Here is a 20,031-nt window from a genome sequence, read left to right on the forward strand (position 1 = left end):
CCCGAACTGCAAAAGGCCAATCCGGCTGCTTTTGTGGAGATTAATGAAGAAGATGCGGCCAGGTCGGGAATAAAGCATGGCGATAATGTGATTCTCGAAACGCGGCGCGACGCGATGGAGCTGCCTGCACGGGTCAGCGATGTTTGCCGCCCCGGTCTTGTTGCTGTGCCATTTTTTGACCCCAAAAAACTGGTGAACAAGCTGTTTCTGGACGCTACCGACCCGGCGTCACGCGAGCCGGAGTATAAAATCTGCGCTGCGCGCATCCGTAAGGTATAGGGGGGCATATGGCTATTGCCGGAATTGTGGTCAGCTCCTTGCGTGAACACCTGAAGCCGCTTTGCAGCGAGCTGCGGGCGACCCGAGGCGTGCTGGAAGTACAGGAAGTGCCGGGGACGGACAAGCTGGCCGTTGTGTTGGAAAGCCCTTCCCGAACCTTGCAGGGGTATCTGGAATATGTGAGCGGGCTTCCTCATGTGCTGGCGCTGGATGTGGCCTTCATCAACTATGAAGATGATATGGACAGTCAGGGGCACATACCTTGCCCGCCACATCGGCCCAGAGCGCATGGGACGTCACCAATGATGAGTGGTATTGGTGAGGAGGGGCTTCAATGAGCGTATTTCTTCCGCCGCTGCGGCCGCCGGGAGCGGCGGCGGAAGGAGAATTTTTGCGCTTGTGCGTGCGCTGCGGGCAGTGCGTAACAGCCTGCCCGCACAAGAGTCTGGAACTTATGGGCGGCATTGGGCGTTCACGCCGAACGCCGCGTGTTTTGCCACGTGAAACGCCGTGCTATCTCTGTATGAAGTGCCCGCCTGTCTGCCCGTCCGGCGCATTGAACCCCGCCACCACTGATATGGCGCGTGCCGGAATGGGGCGGGCTTATATACTGAAAGACCGTTGCCATAACTATACAAATGGCGTCATGTGCATGACCTGTTATGACAGGTGCCCTTTGCGCGGTTCTGCTGTGGTTCTTTCAGGCGGCCTGACGCCAGCCATAACAAAGAGCTGCGTTGGCTGCGGCATCTGTGAGTATGTTTGTCCCGTGCAGGCGGTGGAGGTATGGCCTTCTTCTTCACATGGCAAGCCACTTTCCGCGGTGCCAACGCTGGACGCTCCCCGGAGCGGCATATGAAATTCTACACTTTGGCGCGCCGTTGCGTCCAACTGGCTGTGCTTGCATTGTTCTGTTCCCTGCCCTGGATCAATGAGGCAGGACTGCGGCAAATCAGAGGCAGTCTTTTTTCTCTGGATTTTTTTGGGGTTTCATTTGCCGATCCCGTGGCCGCTTTGCAGGTGGCCGCAGGGGGAGAACTGATCGCTGGGCCATTGCTGTGGGGGGCGGCCTGTTCCCTGATTCTGGCATTGGTCTTGGGGCGGGTATTTTGTTCCTGGGTGTGCCCTTACGGATTTTTGTCCGAACTGGTTCACAGATGGGCCGTCCGCGTAGCCACGGGCAGTGCCGTGGCGAGGCATAAAAGTATTTCCAAACATCAGGGCAAGGTCTTCGCTGCCAAGGTATTTGTGCTTCTGGCTGGTTTATTATTGGTTATTTCATTGGAATATCCGGTTGTTAATGTGCTGGGTATGCCCGGCGAAATTTCTCTTGTTCCTGTGCTGGCGTGGCAGGGCGCGGGAGCGTCGGTGCTGCTGACAGCCCTTGTTCTGCCGGTGGTGGCGCTGGTGCTTGAGATGGCAAGCGGCAGGCGGCTATGGTGCCGCTACGTCTGCCCGCAATCTGTGCTTCTTGGAGCAGCAGCCTGGTGTTTGCCTGCGAGAGCGCCGGGCCTGCGCATAGTATGGAAAGGTTCACAATGCGATTGCCGGGGAGAGGTCCCCTGCAGGGCCGCATGTTCGCTGCAACTCACCCCCCGGCGAACAGGCGGGCCAGGCAGGCGGGATTGCACCGCTTGCGGCGATTGCCTTCGGGCTTGCGAAAGCCGTGGAGGCGCGCTGCGGTGGAATATTTTTCCACAACAACCGGAAAAGAAAAAAGAATGACCGCCGTTTTCAGACGATCTTTGTGATGTTGTATCTGCACTAAAAAATTGCTGAAAACAGGTGTACCGAACGGCAGCTCTCGCATGCACATGTTTAAATATTTCACGAACTAGAATTCGTCTTACAGGCAATCAGTCAAAAAAAGAAGGCCGTTCCAGTTGGAACGGCCTTCTTGAATAGTTACGGCAAAAGCAGCTGTCACAGCGTCTGCAATTAGACTTCGGGACGCAGCAGGGGGAAGAGAATGACCTCGCGAATGGAGGCGCAGTCCGTCAGCAGCATGACCAGACGGTCAATGCCCACGCCCTGTCCGGCAGCCGGGGGCATGCCGTATTCAAGAGCGCGCAGGTAATCTTCGTCCATGCTGTGAGCTTCATCATCACCAGCTTCTTTTTCACGAACCTGATCCTCAAAGCGCAGGCGCTGGTCAACAGGATCGTTGAGTTCGGAAAAGGCGTTGGACAGTTCGCGTCCGGTGATGAAAAGTTCAAAGCGGTCCGTCAGGCCGGGATTCTGGTCGTTGCGGCGCGACAGCGGCGAAATTTCCGTGGGGTAGTGGTAGATGAAGTGCGGCTGAATCAGCTTGCCTTCAACATCAAGGTCAAAAAGCTTGGCGTGCAGCTTTTGCAGGCTTTCGCTGTCAGCGGCCTTTTCACCGCGTTGGCGGATGTAGTTCTGTACGCGGCTGTAGTCACTATAGAAATCCGGCTGATGCCCGCCAATGATGGTGAGGGAATCGTAGAAGCTCATGCGCGTCCACTTGCCGGGCGTGAGGTCGATCATCTCGCCCTGATAGGGAACCACAGTCGTGCCGCACGCGCTTTGAGCGAGGTGGGCAAAGAGCTCTTCAGTAAGGTCCATGAGGTTTTCAAACGTGGCATAGGCCCAGTAAAATTCACACATGGTGAATTCGGGGTTGTGCCTCGTGTCGATGCCCTCGTTGCGGAAGTTGCGGTTAAGTTCGAAAACTTTTTCAAAGCCGCCCACCAGCAAACGCTTGAGATACAGCTCCGGCGCGATGCGCATGAAGAGGCCGATATCCAGAGCGTTGTGGTGCGTCTTGAACGGGCGGGCCGTAGCGCCGCCAGCCAGGGGCTGCATCATGGGTGTTTCCACTTCCATGAAGCCACGGTCTTCCATAAAGCGGCGGAATTCGCGCACAATAAGGCTGCGCTTTAAAAATATTTCGCGGGCGCGTGGCGTGACTATAAGGTCAACATAGCGCTGGCGGTAGCGCGTTTCCATATCCTTGAGCCCGTGGTATTTTTCGGGCAGAGGACGCAGCGAACGCGTGATGAGCTTGATTTTACGGCAGGCAATGGTCAATTCGCCTGTTTTGGTGCGGAACAAGTGGCCGGAAACGCCGACGATATCGCCGATATCCAGTTTTTTCACCAGATTGTGCGTTGCTTCGTCCAGGTGTTCGCGGGTGGCGTAGCACTGAACGCGGCCTGTCTGGTCCATAATATGAAAGAAGGCCACCTTGCCGAAAGAGCGCAGTGAAACGATACGCCCGGCAAGAGCGACAACATCTTCCTGGTTTTCGAGGGCTTCGCCTTCCAGATCGCCGAACTTGTCCAGTACCCAGGAGATGGAGTGCTCTTTTCGAAAATCATTGGGAAAGAGGGGCACGCCCGCATCCAGCAGGTCGCATGATTTGACCACACGGTTCTTCACAACTTCATTAAGCCCTTCACGGGCGGCGAAGCTTTCCAACATGGGCATGAAATAGCCCGCGTGCTGCGACTTGGTGCCTAGCTTGACGGTAGGCTTTTTATTTTTCTTTTCCCGATTTTCCACTGAAAAACTCCTGAGATGCCTAGTCTTAAAGGATTGTAAGGGTATGCCATTCGTTCAAAGGCGTCAAGGACGGCGTGGCAAAGCTTTTCAGCATCCTCCAGGGCCTGTTCCCGCTTGAAGTTCGCAGAGGTTGCGTATATAGCAGTGCTTTCTGTGACAATATTCCGTCGGCACAGCCTACGATGCATTTCCGTAAGGATTACCTCATGCACAAGTACACAGCCTCCTTTCTGGGGCGCGACTGCCCAGGTGTGGTGGCCGCCGTCAGCCGTATTCTTGAAGAAAACGGCTGCAATATCGAAGAAGTGACTCAGACCATACTTTCTGGTGAGTTCGCCGCCATTTTTGTGGTGGCAGCCCCTGACGGAGCGGATGCTGAAAGCCTGCGCCAAAGACTGAGCGCCAGCCTTGCTGAAGCCAAGGTGGATTTGTCGGTGCTGGTACGCCCGGCTATCAAGGGGCAGTGGGGCCAAAGCCTGCACTGTGAACCCTTTGTGGTCACTGCCGACGGCCCGGACAAGCCCGGCCTTATCGCGGCCATGAGCCGCGTGTTCGCCCGGCATGACGTAAATATTGAAAACCTCAAGGCCATACTGGGCGAAGACGGCACCAATCAGGCGCTCTTTGTTTTTGAAGTAATGGTTCCAGATTCCGTGGATCTTGGCCGCCTGCGCCGTGAACTCTCCTGCGAAGGGCAGAGCCGCGATTTGCGTGTGAGCGTGCAGCACCGCGATATTTTTGAGGCTGTTCATCGCGTTAGTTCCTTCTAGGACATTGAAACTTTTTTAAAGTTAAAATGTCCTGATCAGAAGGCCGCGCCTTTACCGGCGTACTGGCACGAAGACCATATAGCGAAGGGCGCAATGTTTGCCGTGCTTACGCCGCTCAAGGCGGTAGCCCAGCTTTAAATTGCGCATGGTGTCGCCCGGCGCGACGCTAAGCAAAATTAGCTTTGAAATGCCGTGCATTCCAAAGTTGGCATTCTGCCGGAAAAGCTGTTTTTGGCAGAGTGCGCGCCGCGATGCGGCGGTCGGCCCGATGTGCTCTCCGTTGAGCACGTTGCTGTTCTAACAGTGACTGCCCGGGCAGAAACAGGATAACTGCGCAAGAATCTCCCGCTGGCCGCAGGCAAGGCCCTTGCCCGCGGCATCCGGGGAACCTGCTCGCGCAGGGCCGCTGTTTCAGAACCATTGCCAGACAGCGACTGCAACCATACAGGATTTTATCATGCTTTCCGAACGCGAAGTTACAAGCACTCTGAACATGCTCCGCAACGAGCACCTTGACGTGCGCACGGTTACTCTGGGCGTGAGCCTGTTTGATTGCGTAAGCCACGATCTGGATCTTTTTACTGCCAATGTGCGTGCAAAGTTGCGCCGTTACGCTGCCCAGCTTGTAGCTGTTTGCGACGAAGTGGGCGACAAGTACGGTATACCCGTGGTGAACAAGCGCATCAGCGTCAGCCCCATCGCCGTAGTGGCCGCGCCCTTTGGCCCGGACGGCATGGTGCGCGTGTGCAAGGCGCTTGATGAGGCGGCCAAGGAAGCGGGCGTTGACTTTCTGGGCGGGTTTACCGCTCTGGTGGAAAAAGGCTTTGCCAAAGGCGACCGCGCACTGATTGAAGCCCTGCCTGAAGCCCTTTCGCAAACGGATCGCATCTGCTCGTCCATCAACGTGGCTTCATCGCGCAGCGGCATCAATATGGACGCTGTGGCCCTTATGGGTAAGCAGATTCTCAAGGTTGCCGAAGCCACGGCTGACCGTGGCGGCATTGGTTGCGCCAAATTGGTGGTATTTGCCAATATTCCGCAGGATGTGCCCTTTATGGCTGGCGCTTACCTTGGCGTGGGCGAGCCTGATGTGGTCATCAATGTGGGCGTTTCCGGGCCCGGCGTCGTGAAGAAGGCTCTGGACCGCGCCCGCGAGGCCGGACGCAACGAAAAGGGCGGTGCCCTCACGCTGCTGGACATGGCCGAAGTCATCAAGCGCACAGCGTACAAAGTGACGCGCGTGGGCGAAATGATCGGAACCGAAGTGGCAACCCGTCTGGGTATCCCCTTTGGTGTGGCTGACCTTTCCCTCGCTCCCACCCCGGCTGTGGGAGACTCTGTGGGCGAAATTTTTCAGAGCCTGGGGCTTTCAAGCATTGGCGCTCCCGGTACCACTGCGGTGCTTGCCATGCTTAATGATGCGGTGAAAAAGGGTGGGGCTTTTGCTTCATCCTCTGTGGGCGGGCTTTCCGGCGCGTTCATTCCTGTGTCTGAAGATTCCAGTATTGAAGCGGCGGCCACAGCTGGCATACTCAGCCTTGAAAAACTTGAGGCTATGACCAGCGTCTGCTCCGTGGGATTGGACATGATCGCCATTCCCGGCGATACCCCGGCGGCCACCATCTCCGGCATCATTGCTGACGAAATGGCCATTGGCATGATCAATCACAAAACCACGGCCGTGCGGCTGATTCCCGTGCCCGGCAAGGGCGTTGGCGATGAGGTGTCTTTTGGCGGGCTGCTTGGCAAGGCTGCCATAATGCCCGTGCCCGGAGGCAACGCCGAAGACTTTATTTCCTTGGGTGGCCGCATCCCTGCGCCGATCCACAGCCTGAAAAACTAGTTTGCCAACCGTGGTTTCACGGCAGCACGATGAATGAAAAAGTCCCGCGAAAGCGGGACTTTTTCATTATAGTAGCAAATTGGCCCAGTCCGTAGATCTGATCGCCATTGTAAAGCTATACCGTGGCGTGAATAGCCGCGGGGGGCGATGGGTTTGACCTGCTACAAGATATTTGTCATAGATTTATAGTTCGGAACCAGTAACCGTTAGCGAAAATAAGGTTCCGCGCCATGCAATGCAGTAATAAAGGAGCTTCCTATGCGCAAAGTGAAAATCCTGACGGCGGTCATTCTGGCCTTGTTCGTATCGGCGTGCAATTCTGGTCCTGAGTGCGATTCCAGAGAAGGTAAGGATTACGTCAAAAAGGTCATGCAGGCCTATTCTCAAGAAATTGGCATAAAGGATATGGGCATTGACATTGAAGGATTTAAAACCATCAGCGCCAATAAGGATTCCTGCAAATGTGTGGCGACCGTTGTTATGGGAAAAGCGCGTACAGACGGTGAACCTCAGGTGAAATATGCTGTTGAATTTGAGATGCCGGTCAAGGCTAACCAGAGTTACTATATTGAGCTCATAAACTAGCCGTGTCTGTCAACCCGCGCTTTCCGTTTGCCTGTACGGAAAGCGCGGGTTGGTATTGGCTGGCTGTGTTGCCTGGTTTTTTAGCATCCGAGCTGTTGGCCGCAGGCCATTCTCAACTGCCGTAAGTCTATGTGCAAGTTCGCCGCTTGCGTTCACAGCCGTGTTAACATCAGGCTTTTAAAAAGATTTTTTGAATGATGTTGATGATGCTTGCAATGCCGCTGCTCCTGCCTTGGCCACCGCAGTATCATCCATAACGCTTCCACCGCTCACGCCAATGGCCCCGACTATGACGCCATCGCGCTCCAGCAATTCGCCGCCGCCGAAAATCACGAGTCCGTCATTGGTCGCCTCAATGCCGAAAAGTTCTTTGCCAGGTTGAGCGGATGTCCCCAGTTCAGACGTGGGCATGTTGAAAAAGCGGGCAGTTATGGCCTTCTTTTTCGCAATGTCTATGCTGCCAAGGAAGGCCCCGTCCTCGCGTGCAAAGATCTTGAGATTTCCCCCTGCGTCCACAAGGGCAATGTTCATTGGAATTCCAATGCTTTTTGCTTTGTGCAGCGCTGCGGTGAGAATGGTTTGAGCTTCTTCCAGCGTCAGGTCGCCGGGAAGATGGGTTTTGACGGGCGCGGAATGGGCCGTGCCCAGGCCCAGAATCAGAACCAGCGTGAGTGAGAGAATAAGCGCGCGCATAAAGGGCTCCAGAGCTGCAAGGTTGTGGCCGCTCAGCGGCCAATTTACAACAAACATACAGTGGTGCTAATAAGCGGGCAAGGGATAAAGTGTTTTTGTCCTGCAATGCTGGAGTGCCGCTAATACGAAATGCGAAGCAGATCTTCAGAAAGCATATATTCACGAGATGTTTTTACAATAAAAGAGGTGTTACATGGTCAGAAATATGATAAAAATTACATGCATGTTTGTTTGCACAATAATAGTGGCAACATTTGCGCAGGCAGCACGGGCAGAGAGTATTTGTGGCAATAAAATCGCTCAGCTGGAAAAACAGCTGGCCATTGCCAAACAGCACAACAATACAGGCAAGGTGGCTGGCCTTGAACGCGCTTTGGAAAACGTGCGTACGTGGTGCACGGATGAAAACGAACTGGCCGAAGCTGAAGTGAAGGTATTTGAAAAGCAGGAAAAGGTTGTGGAGCGGCAGGATGAGTTGGACAAGGCCGTTGCCAAGGGTGACGCGCAGAAAAAGATTGAGAAGCGCAAGCAGAAGCTGGCAGAAGCGCAGGGCGAACTGCGTGAAGCGGAAAAGGTCCGCGACGCGCTGAAGCAAACTCCCTAGTGCCGCAGCCTGACTGAATGACAAAGCCCACGTGTATAGCGTGGGCTTTGTCATTTTTGGCTGTCTGCTGTTACAGGCAGGAAAAGTTTTTGCAGTGGCCAGATGTGGAATCCGGTTTTGTGGCAGCCTGTCTGGCGTGTGCCGCCCTCCCGAATTTTTTGGCAGTCTCTTAGCGCAGACTAGCCGGAAATACTTCACATTTCAAAACTGTCACTCTGTCAAAAAATATAATTCCGGCTGTGATCTCGCCGCTTTGCGGCGCGAGGCACTCATATGCAGCATTAGGGATGGCCTGCTATCGTATGAGAGGCATCAGAAAATATTGCCACACAAGAGTGAGCAGCAGCAGGCTGAGCGAAACCATCAGAAAGCGGCGTACTGCGGCAGGGCCGACACGAATGGCCAGACGGCTGCCAAGCCAGTTGCCCAGGCAGCAGGCTACTGCCATAGGCAGCGCCAGACTCCAGACAACCACGCCATTTATCATAAAGACCATCAGCCCCGCAAAATTGGACGCCAGATTAAGCACCTTGGACGTTGCCGATGCCTCCATCAGGCCCATGCGCAAAATCCAGTGGAAAGCGAGAATCAGAAAACTGCCAGTGCCAGGGCCGAAAAAGCCATCATACGCGCCGATAAGAAGGCAGACCATTGGCGTCAGCAGCCAGAGGCGCGGGCCATACAGGGTCATATCTTCAGCTGTGCCAGCTCTTTCCTTGCGGGGCATGAGCGTTGCGCACATACCTACGGGCAGAAGGCCAACAAGAATTTTGCCCAGCAGGGCTGGCTCCATATGCAGCGCCAGACGGGCTCCGGCCCATGAGCCCAAAAGAGAAAACGCCAACCCGGTCATAGCCACACGCCAGAGCACAAGGCGGCTGCGAGCGAAGTTGCCCAGGGCTACGCAAGTGCCCAGACAGGCGCTGAATTTGTTGGCCCCCAGAGCCATATGCGGCGGCACGCCCGTGAGCAGCAGGGCGGGCATGGTTACAAGGCCGCCCCCACCAGCGATGGCATCGATAAAGCCCCCGGCAAACGCGGCAGCAATGCCTGCCAGCAGGGCGATGAGGCCGAATTCCATATCTACCACTCCTTAAAGATGATCCACGCTGCCAGCACTATAAGGGCAAAGCCCACAACATGATTCCAGCGCAAGGGTTCGTGCAGCCAAAAAGCAGAGAAAAACATGAAAACGGTCAGGGAAATGACCTCTTGAATGGTTTTCAATTCCGCTGCTGAAAAATGCCCGTAACCAATGCGGTTGGCAGGCACTTGCAGTACGTATTCAAAAAAAGCCAGTCCCCAGCTGACCAGAATGACTATGGGCAGGGCCGCACCTTTGTAGCGCAGGTGGCCGTACCACGCAAAAGTCATGAAAACATTGGAGAAGAACAAAAGGCCCACGGTGGCCACGGGAACGGGTACGTTCATATTGCGTCCGCATGCCGGGTTGCGCCGGGCAAAAGGAATGGCACGCCTGCCACGGATGCAGGCAAGGCTGAGGCATATATGCAGGAACATACGGAGTCAAGAAATACTGGGGGCAAGACTGCGCTACAGGGCTGCGGAAAAAGTGAAAGCAGAGATCTGCCCAATGTTGCGGTATTTTTTCAACATCTGGCCGGCCCGGTTCTGTGTTGCTTGGTGCTGGCCTAGGGGACTGTTGCTAAATAATCCTTTTGTCCAACCGGTTGCGTCAGAAGGCCACTTTTTTACTTCCGGCATGTACCGCAAAAGTACACGCCCTTCGTAAAAAAGCCTTTCCCTTACCCTTGGCGCAAAATCATTTATTTGAAACAGCCTCTAATCTTGGCCAGGTTTGGCTCAGCCGTGGCCCAACTGGGGATAACCGGAAGTGTCTGCCTGGAAAACCATATGCCCACAGAGCAGTGTTATGCTGGCCGGGTATGACCCTGAGGGCGCTGCCTGGAACTCTGTTTCAGATCAGGAGGCTACGTCAACAGATTGAGGCAACGATAAAAATCGGATGTGGGGAAGAACCCTTTTGAAAAGGCTCTTCCCCACAAAGGATTTCAAAATGAAATCGGCTTAATGATCCCGAAGCATCTTGACCGAGCAGAACTTGCCGCACATGGCGCATACTTCTTCAGTCTTGTGGTCTTCGCGGCGTTTTTCAAGCATTTGAGGATCAAGGGCAGCCTTTGACATGCCCTCCCAGTCCAGCGCCTTGCGGGCAGCGTTCATAGCTGCTTCACGGGCAACGGCGTGGGGGCGTCCCAAGGCTGTTTCGCCCACCTGGGCCGCCACGCGTGAGGCCATAACGCCCGCCCGCACGTCGGCTTCGTCAGGCAGCGTAAGATGTTCTGCAGGGGTGAGGTAGCAGAGAAAATCCACGCCAGCCTCAACGCCCAAAGCACCGCCAATGGCGCCTGCAATGTGATCATAGCCAGGCGCGCTGTCGCAGCACAGGGGGCCAAGCACGTACAGCGGAGCGTTGTTTGTCAGGCGCTTGATGCCCTGAATCTGGGTGCGCACCTGATTGAGCGGCACATGCCCCGGCCCTTCAATCATGCACTGCACGCCGCGCTCAAGGGCGTATTTGGCCAGACGCCCCAGGTTGATGACTTCTTCCCATTGGGCGGCGTCGCCCGCGTCAACACCCGCGCCGGGGCGCAGACCGTCGCCAAGAGACAGCGTGACGTTGTAGGGGCGGCAGATGTCCAGCAGGCGGTCAAAATATTCCAGCAGGGGATTTTCACGGTTGTTTTCCAGCATCCAGCGGGCCAGCATGGAGCCCCCGCGTGAAACGATGCCAAGAACGCGGTTGTTCTTGACGGCCATTTCAGCCCCACGCCGCGAAAGACCACAATGCACGGTGACAAAGTCCACGCCCTGTGCGGCCTGTTTGGCGATTTCGTCAAAAAGGTCATCGGGGTTCATGCTGGCGATTTCGCGGTCTGCATCAAGTATTTGCTGGCCTACGGCATAGAGTGGTACCGTGCCCAGAGGGCGGGGGCAGGCTGCCAGCATGCCCAGACGCAGGGCGTCGAGATCTCCGGCGATGGAAAGGTCCATCACCGTGTCTGCCCCGGCATCCAGAGCGGCGTGGATTTTACGTTCTTCTGTGTTGGGGCAGTTGTTCAAGGGAGACGTGCCAATGTTGGCGTTGACCTTGACCTTGGCTGGCTGCCCCACAAGAATGGGTTTAAGACCGGCATGCGCCGGATTGCCAAGCAGCACCATTGTGCCTGCTTCAAGGCCAGCGATGATGGTCTCGGGCGTGAGACCTTCCTCGGCAGCCAAAGCGGCAAGATGCGTGTCCAGCAGGCCGCGCAGAGCGGCGTTTTGCGAACAAAGCGTGGTAGACATGTGTGCCTCGCGGGTTGCGACGCAGGGCGCAAAAAAAACCACAAGCGGCAGAAGAGCTTGTGGCTGCGGCTTCCCTCCGGCAGTGCGAACTGCGTCAGGTTCATAGGGTCTGGGTTTTCCCACTCTCAGCCGTGCAGCGGTTGTCCGCACGGATCCCCTAGCTCGGCAATGACTATACCCCTGCCGCATGCGTCTGTAAATAGTGGCTTGCCACGCATGATATATAGCAGTCAAAACGCTGTTGCCATTGAAGCATGGAAGGCACTGTTGCTCATGATTTGGGGCTGACCGTGGTATGGCGAGGTATTTTCGCCGCGCACGCTGTCCGTCAAATGTTGCCTGTCATATATTTATGGAAACGCTGATTTATTTCGTTTGGCTGCGTTGCATCACTTTTTTGCAACAGTCGGGGACGGAAGAGTCCACTCCTGCTTCAAAAAAAGATTGCGCCTTGCCAAGCGAAATAACTGCGCATTTTCAGGAGGCTCGTTAATCAGTGCTTCCTTATCCGCCCGCGATATTTGTCTGGCATTAGCGTTTGGTAGTATCCGCCTGAAGTTGTCCGTTTACGCGATCTGTCGGGCGTTGGCCGTGAATATCGCCAGTCAGCCAGTGCCTTCCGGGCGTTACCAGTCTTGCAATCCCGCCACTCCTGGCTTACATGGGTGGAATGCAGAGGAACCGTTTCTTCAGTCCCCTCACCTGGCCCGTATTGTCATTCCTGGCGGTTATTGTCGTTGGCGCAGCCTTGCTGTATGCCCCCGCAAGCTGGCAGGAAGGGCAGAGCCTCAGTATGATTGACGCGGCCTTTCTTTCTACGTCTGCCGTATGTGTTACGGGGCTTACTCCTGTTGATATAAGCGTTGTGCTCAGTCCTTTTGGCACAACTGTAGTGCTTCTGCTTGTGCAGTTGGGCGGCCTTGGGATCATGACCTATACGAGCATAATCTTTCTGCTCTGGCGTAATCATGTGCCCTTTACCAGCCGTGAGGCCGTAAGCCAGGAACTGCTTGGCGACAATTTCAACCTCAAATCCTTTCTTTTACAGGTACTGGCCCTTGTGTTCAGTATTGAGGCCGTTACCGCAGTTCTGCTCTACTGGCACGATCCTGTATTTTTTTATCCGTTCAGCGCAGTTTTTCATGCGGTCTCTGCCTTCTGCAACGCGGGATTTTCACTCAGCCCCAACAGCCTCATGAATTTTCGGGATGATGTGGTGCTGAACTGCATTATCACGGTCAGTGTTTTTCTGGGCAGCATCGGTTTTGGTGTGCTGCGCGAAGCGCTGGGCATCGCCACCGGAGGCCGCATGGGGGTGCCGGTGCGCAAATTCAGCCGTTTCAGCCGTCTGGTATTGAAGACCAGCGCCTTTCTGATAATTGTGGGCGCAGCTACAGGTTTTGCCATCGAGTTCTGGCGCATTGGCAATGAACATGCCCTTGGCGAAGGATTTGATCTGGCCCTGACCGCGTTCTTTCAGGCAGCGGTGGCGCGCACGGCAGGCTTCAATACTGTAAATATGAACAGCCTCAGTGAAGCCACCCTGCTGATACTTATGGCGCTCATGTTTGTGGGGGGCAGCCCCGGCTCTTGTGCTGGCGGTATCAAGGTGGTGACGTTCCGGGTGCTGGTTGGCTATATTGCGGCACAGTTCAGAGGCGATAGGCAGATTGTTCTGGAAGGCCGGGGTGTGCCAAGAGAGAATGTCACGCGCGCGCTGACCCTGTTCTTTCTTTACTCTATGCTGGTAGGCTTCTCTACATTTTTGCTCAGTATTACGGAATATGGCATACTGCACGGAACAATTTCCGGCGACCCTTCGTTTTTGCGTATTTTGTTTGAAGAAGTATCTGCCCTTGGCACTGTTGGCCTTTCGCTGAACCTTACTCCAGAACTCAGCTCTGAAGGCAAGGGGATTATCATTATTAACATGTTTGCTGGGCGTGTAGGCTTGTTAAGTTTGCTTATGGCTGTACAGAGCCTTCAGCCGCGCAAGGCATATACAGTGGCGGAAGCCCAGCTTCCCATCGGGTAGCCCCGGCGTGCCCCTGGCTGCTTTGGGTGCGCGAGCTCCTGATCTGCGTTGGGAAAAGCCTATATTTTGCCGTAGCGGGCCGTCTGGCGCTTCTTTTTGTTTTTATCATTGATTGAAGACATGATTTTACTGCCGGTCTACGGCGGATTTTGTACAAAAGACGGCTGGATACGGCTTTTAAGGTCTTGTCCGGCATAAAGGCGTTTCCGACAGTGGCGGATGCGTCATAGTGAGAAATATATGGCGGAGAAAAAGCAAGAAATCGGCGTTATCGGTCTGGGCAAGTTCGGGCTGCGCATGGCCACCACTCTGGTTTCTCTGGGGCATACGGTGGTAGGCATAGATATGTCCGACGCGCGGGTTCAGCGGGCCGAAGAGGCGTTGAACTCCGTATACAAGGCCGATGCCACCAATATTGCTGTGTTGCGCTCACTGCATGTGCAGGATCTGGACTGGGTGGTCATCAGTGTGGGGCAGAGCGTTGAGCAGTCCCTCAGCATTACCCTGAATGTGCAGGAATTGGGCGGCCCCAAGATATGGGTCAAGGCTTCCAACGAAGAGCACCGCAAGATATTGCAACGCCTGCGCGTAAACCGTGCTCTTGTGCCAGAAATGGAGGCCGCTGTTATGGCCGCTCACCAGCTTACCTACCCTGGTATGCTGGACCTTATTCCCAAGTATGGCGGTATAGCCATTCAGGAACTGAAGGTGGACGAGTGGCACGGACGAACTCTTATTGATCTTAATCTGATGCAGCGTTTTAATGTTATGGTGCTTGGCATACGCCCCGCGGGAGAACATTCCTTCAACTTCGTGCCCCCCGCCATGACGGTACTGCAAAAAGGCGATACCATTGTGCTGGCAGGGCGGGCCAACTCTATGGGCGACCTCAAGCCCTAGGGGCTGTTCTAAATAGTTCTTTTAGGCAATGCCGTCATGAGGCCGCGCAATATCCGTACGGTGAAGACGGGCGGCAGGCGCACGCGCCGTAGAACAATCATATAACGCGCGATACCCCTGGATTTTCATGCGGGAGAATCAGCTGTTTTCCTGCTCGTCATCGGCTGGTGCGTCCTGTCCGGGCAATGCCCACCAGGGCAAGGTGCGCCATGCGTTGTTGAGGGCTTTCTCCTGCTCCGGCCACTGTGGCGAATAGCGGGCAAGTTCTGCCCTGTACGCTGCAGAGTGGTCCATGTGGCGCAGGTGGCACAGCTCGTGCCAGCACAAGTGTTCCAGAAGCGGCAGGGGAAGCAGTATCGCCCGCCAGTTGAGGCTGATACGCCCAACAGGCTGATCCGGCATTTGCCCAACAAGAGTGCTGCTCTGTTGCATCGCCTCATGAGAATTGTGTTCGCCAGCGCGAACTTCGTCCTTGCCGGAGAACAGACGCCAAATATTTCCTGCCCATCGTCCGGCTCTGCCCCCTGTCTGGGAGGAGGCGCGGTGTACTATACTGCTCTCTGCCGAGGTTCTGCTTTTTCTCCTTCCTTTGTTGCTGTCGGTTCGCCGCGAACGGGCACAACTGCCCCATCGTGAACGCTGATCTCGCACGCTGACTTTTTCAAGCCCAAAACCCCCTTGCCGCGCCAGATTCTCCAGATAGGCTGGCAGCATGGCTTCTGCCATGTGGCGGCACCATTGCCGTAAGGCCTGGGCGCACAGACTTGTGTTGGCCACCGGGCCGAACAGGCGCAGGCTGCCAGAACCTTGTACCAGCAGCAGACGTTGTGTGGCCTGCCGCATGAGCAGGGAAAAGCTGTTTTCGTGGTGGCGAGCCGCAGCCAGTTTGCCAGCAGCGAGGTCTCCTCCGGTTTGTACCGCGAACGTCAATCCGGCCAGGGGCAGTTCAATGGAGCGGGGCAGCTGCTCGCTTGGGGCCAAGGCCTTGTATTTTTTCCATGCTCTTTCGAGCCAGGGCAGAAACTGGGGCAGGCTTTGCTCCAGCAAGGCAGAGGGCATGCCTTCTGGTGCGGTGAGGGTCAGACGCCCGTGGGCGTCAAGAGATATGCGTGTGTGCTTGGCACGTGAAGAAAACCGAACCGTAGCCGTAAGCTTTGTGCCGTCAGACAGTTGCATGAAAACCCTGGCTGGAAGGGTTTGTGCGTTGAGGCGAGAGCGTAGTGAAACCGCTTTTTTTTCAGACATGCATCAAGGCTGCCACAGGTGATCACGCCTGTAAAGATGGTCAGAGAATGACCGTGGCAGGCAAGTTTTTCCCGCCTTTTGCTGGCATAATTTTTGCTGCTTTTTCTGAACGGAGTAGGGAGCAATAATTTCCCGGTGTCCGGCACTGAAGGAGTAATTATGAGCGTGTCCAGCACAAACGGCGTCAGCGGCCTTTCAAGCATTGATGAAATTTGGAGCATCAATAGCGGCAGCACCAAAGCTGGCGGCTCCTCTTCCAAGGGAGATTCCGGCGATACTGTAAGTATTTCCGAAAAAGCCAAGGCGCTTTTTGCGGAAAAGCTGGGCAGATACACCACTTCAACTTCTGACGAATCTGAAAACAATACCTCTTCTCAGGCTTCTGTCGAAGGGCTTTCCGGCGGAGAGTCAGGGGAATCTTCTGACAAGACAAGTGCCGCTGGAGGCGTATCCGAAGCCGGTGGCGGGTCTGGCGGATCCAATACGATTGAGAGTATCAAAAAGCAGATCGAATCTCTCAAAAGCCAGCTGACCAGCCTTGCCAGCCAGGTGAGCGGCGGCGTGACGGATGCTGGGGTTAACAGCAAAATGAATGCCCTCCAAGCCCAGATAGCGGCTCTGGAAGCGCAACTCGCCGCAGCGGAGCAGTCAGCCTAATTTCTTGACAGTAACCGATATCATTTATATGCTTTAAAAAGGGGATGGCAATGGCTGTCCTCTTTTATTTCTCGTCGATTTACAAACTTGAAAAACATGCCCGCATGTTTAAGGAGAGAACGTGATGAAAACGCTGAAGGGTAGCCAGACCGAAAAAAATATTCTTACAGCTTTTGCCGGTGAATCTCAGGCCCGCAACCGTTATGACTTTTTCTCCGCCATTGCCAAAAAAGACGGTTTCGTGCTGGTGCAGGAAATCTTTATTGAAACTGCCGCTCAGGAAAAAGAACACGCCAAGCGCCTGTTCAAGTTTCTTGAAGGTGGCGAGGTAGAAATTCAGGCCGCGTATCCCGCTGGCGTGCTTGCTGGCAGCGAAGCCAACCTGCTGGCTTCAGCCCAGGGCGAAAACTACGAACATACGGAAATGTATCCTTCTATGGCCGCTACCGCCGAAAAAGAAGGTTTTTCGGAAGTGGCCTTTGTTATGCGCCATATCGCCGTAGCCGAAGCCTATCATGAAAAGCGCTTTTTGAAGCTTGCCAGCGACATCAAGGAAGGCCGCATGTTCATGCGTTCTAAGCCCACGGTGTGGCGTTGCCTCAACTGCGGCTGTCTTGTAGACGGCGATCATGCTCCCGATATGTGCCCCGCATGTGCGCACCCCAAGGCTTTCTTTGAAGAGCTGAACTACAGCTTCTAGAGCATTAAACCTTTTCAAAGTCTGTCTGCTCCAGACTGCTTTTGCGGAACAGCTCGCAGCATCTGGAGCGTAACTTTGGCATTACGTTAGAGCTTTGGCACTGGCAAATGGTCCTTTGTCAGAAAAATTACAGCGCCCTGCGTTAATAAACTAGCGCAGGGCGCTGTAATTATATACTTTTTTATTTATTGTTCTGGCAAGAGAATTGCAAGGCTACTGAGTGGTACGTGTCTTTTGACAGAACGACAATTTTGAAATGTGCTGCGTTTCAATGTTAATCTGCTTTATGGCATGCCGTTGCGGCGTTTGGCTGGGCTAGTAAAGAGCCGTGCTGATCTTGCAGCAGCCGTTGCCTGAAGGGCGCACCGATGGCGACAGCGATTGCATGGAACATGCGGAGTTGGTGCGCGCGCTGTCTTCGAGCGTAGTTTACCGTGTCACAACGCTTGAATCTTCTGTAAGATGTTGTCCGCCCCCCCATAAAACGGTTCAGGCAAAGCCTGCGGGCAACAGCTGAAGTTGGGTTTACTGTTCCACAGGGGCGTCTGCTCGAGCAGTTGACGAGCGGTTTCAGCGTAAAATTGCTCTAAGAGAACGTTTTTTTTATGTAATATATGTATTCATATAAAAAAATTATTAAATTATATTGTTAATATTTTTAGCTGGTTAGGATATGTCTTTTGCTGTTAAGGGGTTGAAGCCTCTTGCTTTTATGTTCCAGCTATTGCTAACTGTTTACAGTCCTTATGCTTCAAGTATTATGTTTGAATATTTTCAAAACAGACGTAACCGTCCGCTGTGACATTGCAGTAAAATGTGCAAAAAAGAGATAGCTCGAATAACGTAATGCCAAAGAGCTTGCAGGATACCCTTAATCCGGGTATCTGACTGATCGTCTTAAGGCGTGCCGTTATGAAAATGAGCTTCAGGGCGATAGAGTTCATAATGTGGGCCATTCTGGCCGGTATGCTGACAGAGCGGAGATCTACTTGACGGTGTGGATTTCCAGTTTAGGGAGTGAACCGTGAAACACTATTTATCATACCTTCTGACTTTGGTCCTGCTGGTGCCTGCTGCTGCGACCGCAGCGGAACAGACATATCCGCTTCCCCCGGCAGGGCAGGCCATTACTGTGGAAGATTCCGTTTACGGAGTGCTGCGCACAAACAGGGCTTTGCGCGGTATGCAGGAAAACCGTAACGTGCTTGAGCATGAAGTTGATCGCGCCAAGGCTGGTTTTGGCCCGCGTGTTGACGTTACCGGCCGGGCCGGCGGCAGTGTGCTGAGCGACTCAAGCACCCGTGGCAGAAATCTGGACACACAGATGTGGGGTCTCGCCGGCGTAAGCGCCCAACTTGTGCAGCCCATTTGGGACGGCTTTGCCACCAGATCGCGTGTTCGTACTGCGAAATCAACTCTTGAGTCTGTGAAGTTCCGCGTTTTTGATACCGCCACTTCTATGTCGCTTGACGGTATTATCTCGCACATCGACGTATTGCGCCGCAGAAAAATCCTTTCTTTAGCTGAAATGAACGTTACGCAGCACAAGGCGCTGGTGAATCAGGCGCAGGAAAGGGCCAACCTTGGTGCAGACACTGCGGCAGACGTTACCCAGGCCCGTTCGCGCCTGCAGCGCGCGCTGGCGAGCCTTTCTGAAGCCAAGGCTGCCCTGCTGGATGCTGAAGACCGGTATACGCGCCTTACAGGCCTGCCCGCTACGGGCAAACTGGCTCCTGTGACCATGCCCCCTGAATTGTATCAGGGTCCTGATGCCGTGCTGACGCAGGCAGAGCAGAGCAATCCCAAGCTTGCCGCGTACATGCAGGATATTCGCGCTGCACGCGGCGAACGCGAACTGGCTGATTCGGCCTTTTATCCTACCCTGAACCTTGAGGCTGGCCCCAACTATACAGACAGGGGCGGTGCCAGTGACCGCTGGATATACAGCTTTGACGTTCTTGGCGTCGTGCGCTGGAATATTTTCAACAGCGGAGCCGACCTGGCTGAACGCCGTGCGGCTTCTGCCCGCATTCGCCAGAGCCGTCAGGTGATGTACGACTTCATTGACGAACTCAAGCTGGATATCGAAATGACCTGGACCAACTATCAGGCCGCCCAGGAGCAGTTTTCGCTTTACAGCAAGGCAGTAGAGTACAGCAAGTATACCCGTTCGGCCTATATTGAGCAGTTCCAGATCGGCAAGCGCAGTATTCTGGACGTGCTGGATACCGAAAGTGAACTTTTCAACTCTTCTACCCAGGCTGAAACCGCTCGCGGCAACATTCTGGTAGGAGCATATCGTTTGAGCGCTCTTTCCGGCAACCTTCTGCCGCAGATGTCCATCAATACTGGACCTCTTGCGCAGAATCCGCCCAAGGACGCTGCAGACCCCCGCGAAGAATTCGCTCCCGGCTGGTTCGATTAAGAGGCTGTTATACCCCGGCGTGGTCTGCACGCCGGGGTATGGCATTTAGCCTTGCAGCACAGAATTTCTTCTGTTCCTTCCGCTGATTCGGATAGCCAAAAGGCTTGGCAACCGGGCAGCAGTATTGTATTTTTCATATGGCGGAAGATCGCCTATTTTCAGGTGATTCGGCTATATGCCCGGTAAACGATTCTGTTTTCCGATCCACACTCCCGCCCATCTGCAAGGGGTTTCTGCCCCGGCGCTATAGCAACGGGAATATCATGGAACAACCCAAGAATACCAATTTCACAGAAAATACCTCTGACGAAGCTGCAAGCAGTGGCGGCGTTTCTGCAGGGGGTGTGGGGGCGCCTGAAAACGCTCTTTTAAAAGACCAGCAGGGTGGTTCTGACCAACGGCAAGACCCCGTCTCTTCCGTCCGCGCCAATACTGCGGAC

The 20,031-nt window shown here is 54.6% G+C and carries 21 protein-coding genes and 1 riboswitch; of the genes, 13 read left to right on the forward strand and 8 right to left on the reverse strand.

The window, feature by feature from the left end; all coding sequences use genetic code 11:
- From QM579_RS02085 to QM579_RS02100, 4 genes are all read left to right on the forward strand, one after another.
- Window positions 1–279: molybdopterin dinucleotide binding domain-containing protein (locus QM579_RS02085; RefSeq protein ID WP_414997571.1), on the forward strand; the 279-nt coding region annotated here is incomplete at its 5' end.
- An 8-nt stretch (window positions 280–287) separates the two neighbouring features.
- Complete coding sequence (locus QM579_RS02090) at window positions 288–617, forward strand: chaperone NapD (protein WP_414997572.1); 330 nt, start codon at window positions 288–290, stop codon at window positions 615–617.
- Window positions 614–1,138 carry a 4Fe-4S dicluster domain-containing protein gene (locus QM579_RS02095; protein ID WP_414997573.1) on the forward strand — a complete coding sequence of 175 codons (525 nt, stop codon included), beginning with the start codon at window positions 614–616 and terminating at the stop codon, window positions 1,136–1,138. Before QM579_RS02090 ends, QM579_RS02095 begins: the two co-directional genes overlap by 4 nt.
- Window positions 1,135–2,004 carry a 4Fe-4S binding protein gene (locus tag QM579_RS02100; RefSeq protein WP_414997574.1) on the forward strand — a complete coding sequence of 290 codons (870 nt, stop codon included), beginning with the start codon at window positions 1,135–1,137 and terminating at the stop codon, window positions 2,002–2,004. The genes QM579_RS02095 and QM579_RS02100 overlap by 4 nt, the downstream gene beginning before the upstream one ends.
- A 213-nt stretch (window positions 2,005–2,217) precedes the next feature.
- Here the strand turns inward: QM579_RS02100 and lysS are convergent, their stop codons facing one another.
- Complete coding sequence (lysS, locus tag QM579_RS02105) at window positions 2,218–3,723, reverse strand: lysine--tRNA ligase (protein WP_414997591.1); 1,506 nt, start codon at window positions 3,721–3,723, stop codon at window positions 2,218–2,220.
- A 287-nt stretch (window positions 3,724–4,010) separates the two neighbouring features.
- Here lysS and QM579_RS02110 point away from each other — a divergent pair, with 287 nt between their 5' ends.
- Window positions 4,011–4,574, forward strand: coding sequence for a glycine cleavage system protein R (locus tag QM579_RS02110; RefSeq protein ID WP_414997575.1), 564 nt, complete (start codon window positions 4,011–4,013; stop codon window positions 4,572–4,574).
- Between the two features lie 51 nt (window positions 4,575–4,625).
- On the opposite strand, the gene QM579_RS02115 is transcribed toward QM579_RS02110, so the two are convergent.
- Entirely contained in the window at window positions 4,626–4,862 is a 237-nt protein-coding gene (locus QM579_RS02115) for a hypothetical protein (RefSeq protein WP_414997576.1), read from the reverse strand.
- Between the two features lie 169 nt (window positions 4,863–5,031).
- On the opposite strand from QM579_RS02115, the gene QM579_RS02120 reads away from it, so the two are divergent.
- The gene (locus QM579_RS02120; protein ID WP_414997577.1) at window positions 5,032–6,417 is read left to right on the forward strand and encodes a PFL family protein; all 1,386 of its coding nucleotides are present in this window, start codon (window positions 5,032–5,034) and stop codon (window positions 6,415–6,417) included.
- A 258-nt stretch (window positions 6,418–6,675) separates the two neighbouring features.
- Complete coding sequence (locus tag QM579_RS02125) at window positions 6,676–7,002, forward strand: hypothetical protein (protein ID WP_414997578.1); 327 nt, start codon at window positions 6,676–6,678, stop codon at window positions 7,000–7,002.
- 177 nt (window positions 7,003–7,179) lie between these two features.
- Here the strand turns inward: QM579_RS02125 and QM579_RS02130 are convergent, their stop codons facing one another.
- Window positions 7,180–7,752 (reverse strand): GlcG/HbpS family heme-binding protein, encoded by a 573-nt coding sequence (locus tag QM579_RS02130; RefSeq protein ID WP_414997579.1) that lies wholly within the window; start codon window positions 7,750–7,752, stop codon window positions 7,180–7,182.
- 187 nt (window positions 7,753–7,939) lie between these two features.
- Between QM579_RS02130 and QM579_RS02135 the strand changes: the two genes are divergently transcribed.
- Window positions 7,940–8,299 (forward strand): DUF1090 domain-containing protein, encoded by a 360-nt coding sequence (locus tag QM579_RS02135; protein WP_414997580.1) that lies wholly within the window; start codon window positions 7,940–7,942, stop codon window positions 8,297–8,299.
- A 295-nt stretch (window positions 8,300–8,594) separates the two neighbouring features.
- On the opposite strand, the gene QM579_RS02140 is transcribed toward QM579_RS02135, so the two are convergent.
- The 4 genes from QM579_RS02140 to thiC all read right to left on the reverse strand — a co-directional run bounded on the left by QM579_RS02140 (window position 8,595) and on the right by thiC (window position 11,629).
- Window positions 8,595–9,380 carry a sulfite exporter TauE/SafE family protein gene (locus tag QM579_RS02140; protein ID WP_414997581.1) on the reverse strand — a complete coding sequence of 262 codons (786 nt, stop codon included), beginning with the start codon at window positions 9,378–9,380 and terminating at the stop codon, window positions 8,595–8,597.
- 2 nt (window positions 9,381–9,382) lie between these two features.
- Window positions 9,383–9,820, reverse strand: a complete 438-nt coding sequence (locus tag QM579_RS02145; RefSeq protein ID WP_414997582.1) for a DMT family protein — start codon at window positions 9,818–9,820, stop codon at window positions 9,383–9,385.
- Between the two features lie 33 nt (window positions 9,821–9,853).
- Window positions 9,854–10,024, reverse strand: coding sequence for a hypothetical protein (locus QM579_RS02150; protein ID WP_414997583.1), 171 nt, complete (start codon window positions 10,022–10,024; stop codon window positions 9,854–9,856).
- 324 nt (window positions 10,025–10,348) lie between these two features.
- Window positions 10,349–11,629 carry a phosphomethylpyrimidine synthase ThiC gene (gene thiC, locus QM579_RS02155; RefSeq protein WP_414997584.1) on the reverse strand — a complete coding sequence of 427 codons (1,281 nt, stop codon included), beginning with the start codon at window positions 11,627–11,629 and terminating at the stop codon, window positions 10,349–10,351.
- 53 nt (window positions 11,630–11,682) lie between these two features.
- Window positions 11,683–11,821, reverse strand: a riboswitch (TPP riboswitch).
- A 478-nt stretch (window positions 11,822–12,299) separates the two neighbouring features.
- On the opposite strand from thiC, the gene QM579_RS02160 reads away from it, so the two are divergent.
- Both QM579_RS02160 and QM579_RS02165 read left to right on the forward strand, forming a co-directional pair.
- On the forward strand, window positions 12,300–13,664 hold the full coding sequence (locus tag QM579_RS02160) for a TrkH family potassium uptake protein (protein ID WP_414997585.1): 1,365 nt from the start codon (window positions 12,300–12,302) through the stop codon (window positions 13,662–13,664).
- Window positions 13,665–13,904: 240 nt separating this feature from the next.
- Window positions 13,905–14,564: a potassium channel family protein gene (locus QM579_RS02165; RefSeq protein ID WP_414997586.1), complete on the forward strand. Its 660-nt coding sequence runs from the start codon at window positions 13,905–13,907 to the stop codon at window positions 14,562–14,564.
- Between the two features lie 138 nt (window positions 14,565–14,702).
- On the opposite strand, the gene QM579_RS02170 is transcribed toward QM579_RS02165, so the two are convergent.
- Window positions 14,703–15,809, reverse strand: coding sequence for a M48 family metallopeptidase (locus QM579_RS02170; protein WP_414997587.1), 1,107 nt, complete (start codon window positions 15,807–15,809; stop codon window positions 14,703–14,705).
- A 159-nt stretch (window positions 15,810–15,968) separates the two neighbouring features.
- Between QM579_RS02170 and QM579_RS02175 the strand changes: the two genes are divergently transcribed.
- From QM579_RS02175 to QM579_RS02185, 3 genes are all read left to right on the forward strand, one after another.
- Complete coding sequence (locus QM579_RS02175) at window positions 15,969–16,466, forward strand: FlxA-like family protein (protein ID WP_414997588.1); 498 nt, start codon at window positions 15,969–15,971, stop codon at window positions 16,464–16,466.
- 124 nt (window positions 16,467–16,590) lie between these two features.
- Window positions 16,591–17,166 carry a rubrerythrin gene (gene rbr / locus QM579_RS02180; protein ID WP_414997589.1) on the forward strand — a complete coding sequence of 192 codons (576 nt, stop codon included), beginning with the start codon at window positions 16,591–16,593 and terminating at the stop codon, window positions 17,164–17,166.
- 1,024 nt (window positions 17,167–18,190) lie between these two features.
- Window positions 18,191–19,591: a TolC family outer membrane protein gene (locus tag QM579_RS02185; protein ID WP_414997590.1), complete on the forward strand. Its 1,401-nt coding sequence runs from the start codon at window positions 18,191–18,193 to the stop codon at window positions 19,589–19,591.
- Window positions 19,592–20,031 lie beyond the last annotated feature (440 nt).

This window comes from Desulfovibrio sp. (assembly GCF_047607245.1).
In the GTDB taxonomy this organism is placed as follows: domain Bacteria; phylum Desulfobacterota; class Desulfovibrionia; order Desulfovibrionales; family Desulfovibrionaceae; genus Desulfovibrio.

Excerpts from the sequence above, each read along its gene's own strand:
- QM579_RS02175 (WP_414997588.1), top strand. The coding sequence starts at position 15,969 with ATGAGCGTGTCCAGCACAAACGGCGTCAGCGGCCTTTCAAGCATTGAT.
- QM579_RS02125 (WP_414997578.1), top strand. The coding sequence starts at position 6,676 with ATGCGCAAAGTGAAAATCCTGACGGCGGTCATTCTGGCCTTGTTCGTA.
- QM579_RS02150 (WP_414997583.1), bottom strand. The coding sequence starts at position 10,024 with ATGCCGGAAGTAAAAAAGTGGCCTTCTGACGCAACCGGTTGGACAAAA.
- QM579_RS02095 (WP_414997573.1), top strand. The coding sequence starts at position 614 with ATGAGCGTATTTCTTCCGCCGCTGCGGCCGCCGGGAGCGGCGGCGGAA.
- lysS (WP_414997591.1), bottom strand. The coding sequence starts at position 3,723 with ATGTTGGAAAGCTTCGCCGCCCGTGAAGGGCTTAATGAAGTTGTGAAG.
- thiC (WP_414997584.1), bottom strand. The coding sequence starts at position 11,629 with ATGTCTACCACGCTTTGTTCGCAAAACGCCGCTCTGCGCGGCCTGCTG.
- QM579_RS02120 (WP_414997577.1), top strand. The coding sequence starts at position 5,032 with ATGCTTTCCGAACGCGAAGTTACAAGCACTCTGAACATGCTCCGCAAC.
- QM579_RS02145 (WP_414997582.1), bottom strand. The coding sequence starts at position 9,820 with ATGTTCCTGCATATATGCCTCAGCCTTGCCTGCATCCGTGGCAGGCGT.
- QM579_RS02165 (WP_414997586.1), top strand. The coding sequence starts at position 13,905 with ATGGCGGAGAAAAAGCAAGAAATCGGCGTTATCGGTCTGGGCAAGTTC.
- QM579_RS02160 (WP_414997585.1), top strand. The coding sequence starts at position 12,300 with ATGCAGAGGAACCGTTTCTTCAGTCCCCTCACCTGGCCCGTATTGTCA.
- QM579_RS02170 (WP_414997587.1), bottom strand. The coding sequence starts at position 15,809 with ATGTCTGAAAAAAAAGCGGTTTCACTACGCTCTCGCCTCAACGCACAA.
- QM579_RS02090 (WP_414997572.1), top strand. The coding sequence starts at position 288 with ATGGCTATTGCCGGAATTGTGGTCAGCTCCTTGCGTGAACACCTGAAG.
- rbr (WP_414997589.1), top strand. The coding sequence starts at position 16,591 with ATGAAAACGCTGAAGGGTAGCCAGACCGAAAAAAATATTCTTACAGCT.
- QM579_RS02140 (WP_414997581.1), bottom strand. The coding sequence starts at position 9,380 with ATGGAATTCGGCCTCATCGCCCTGCTGGCAGGCATTGCTGCCGCGTTT.
- QM579_RS02100 (WP_414997574.1), top strand. The coding sequence starts at position 1,135 with ATGAAATTCTACACTTTGGCGCGCCGTTGCGTCCAACTGGCTGTGCTT.
- QM579_RS02110 (WP_414997575.1), top strand. The coding sequence starts at position 4,011 with ATGCACAAGTACACAGCCTCCTTTCTGGGGCGCGACTGCCCAGGTGTG.
- QM579_RS02130 (WP_414997579.1), bottom strand. The coding sequence starts at position 7,752 with ATGTTTGTTGTAAATTGGCCGCTGAGCGGCCACAACCTTGCAGCTCTG.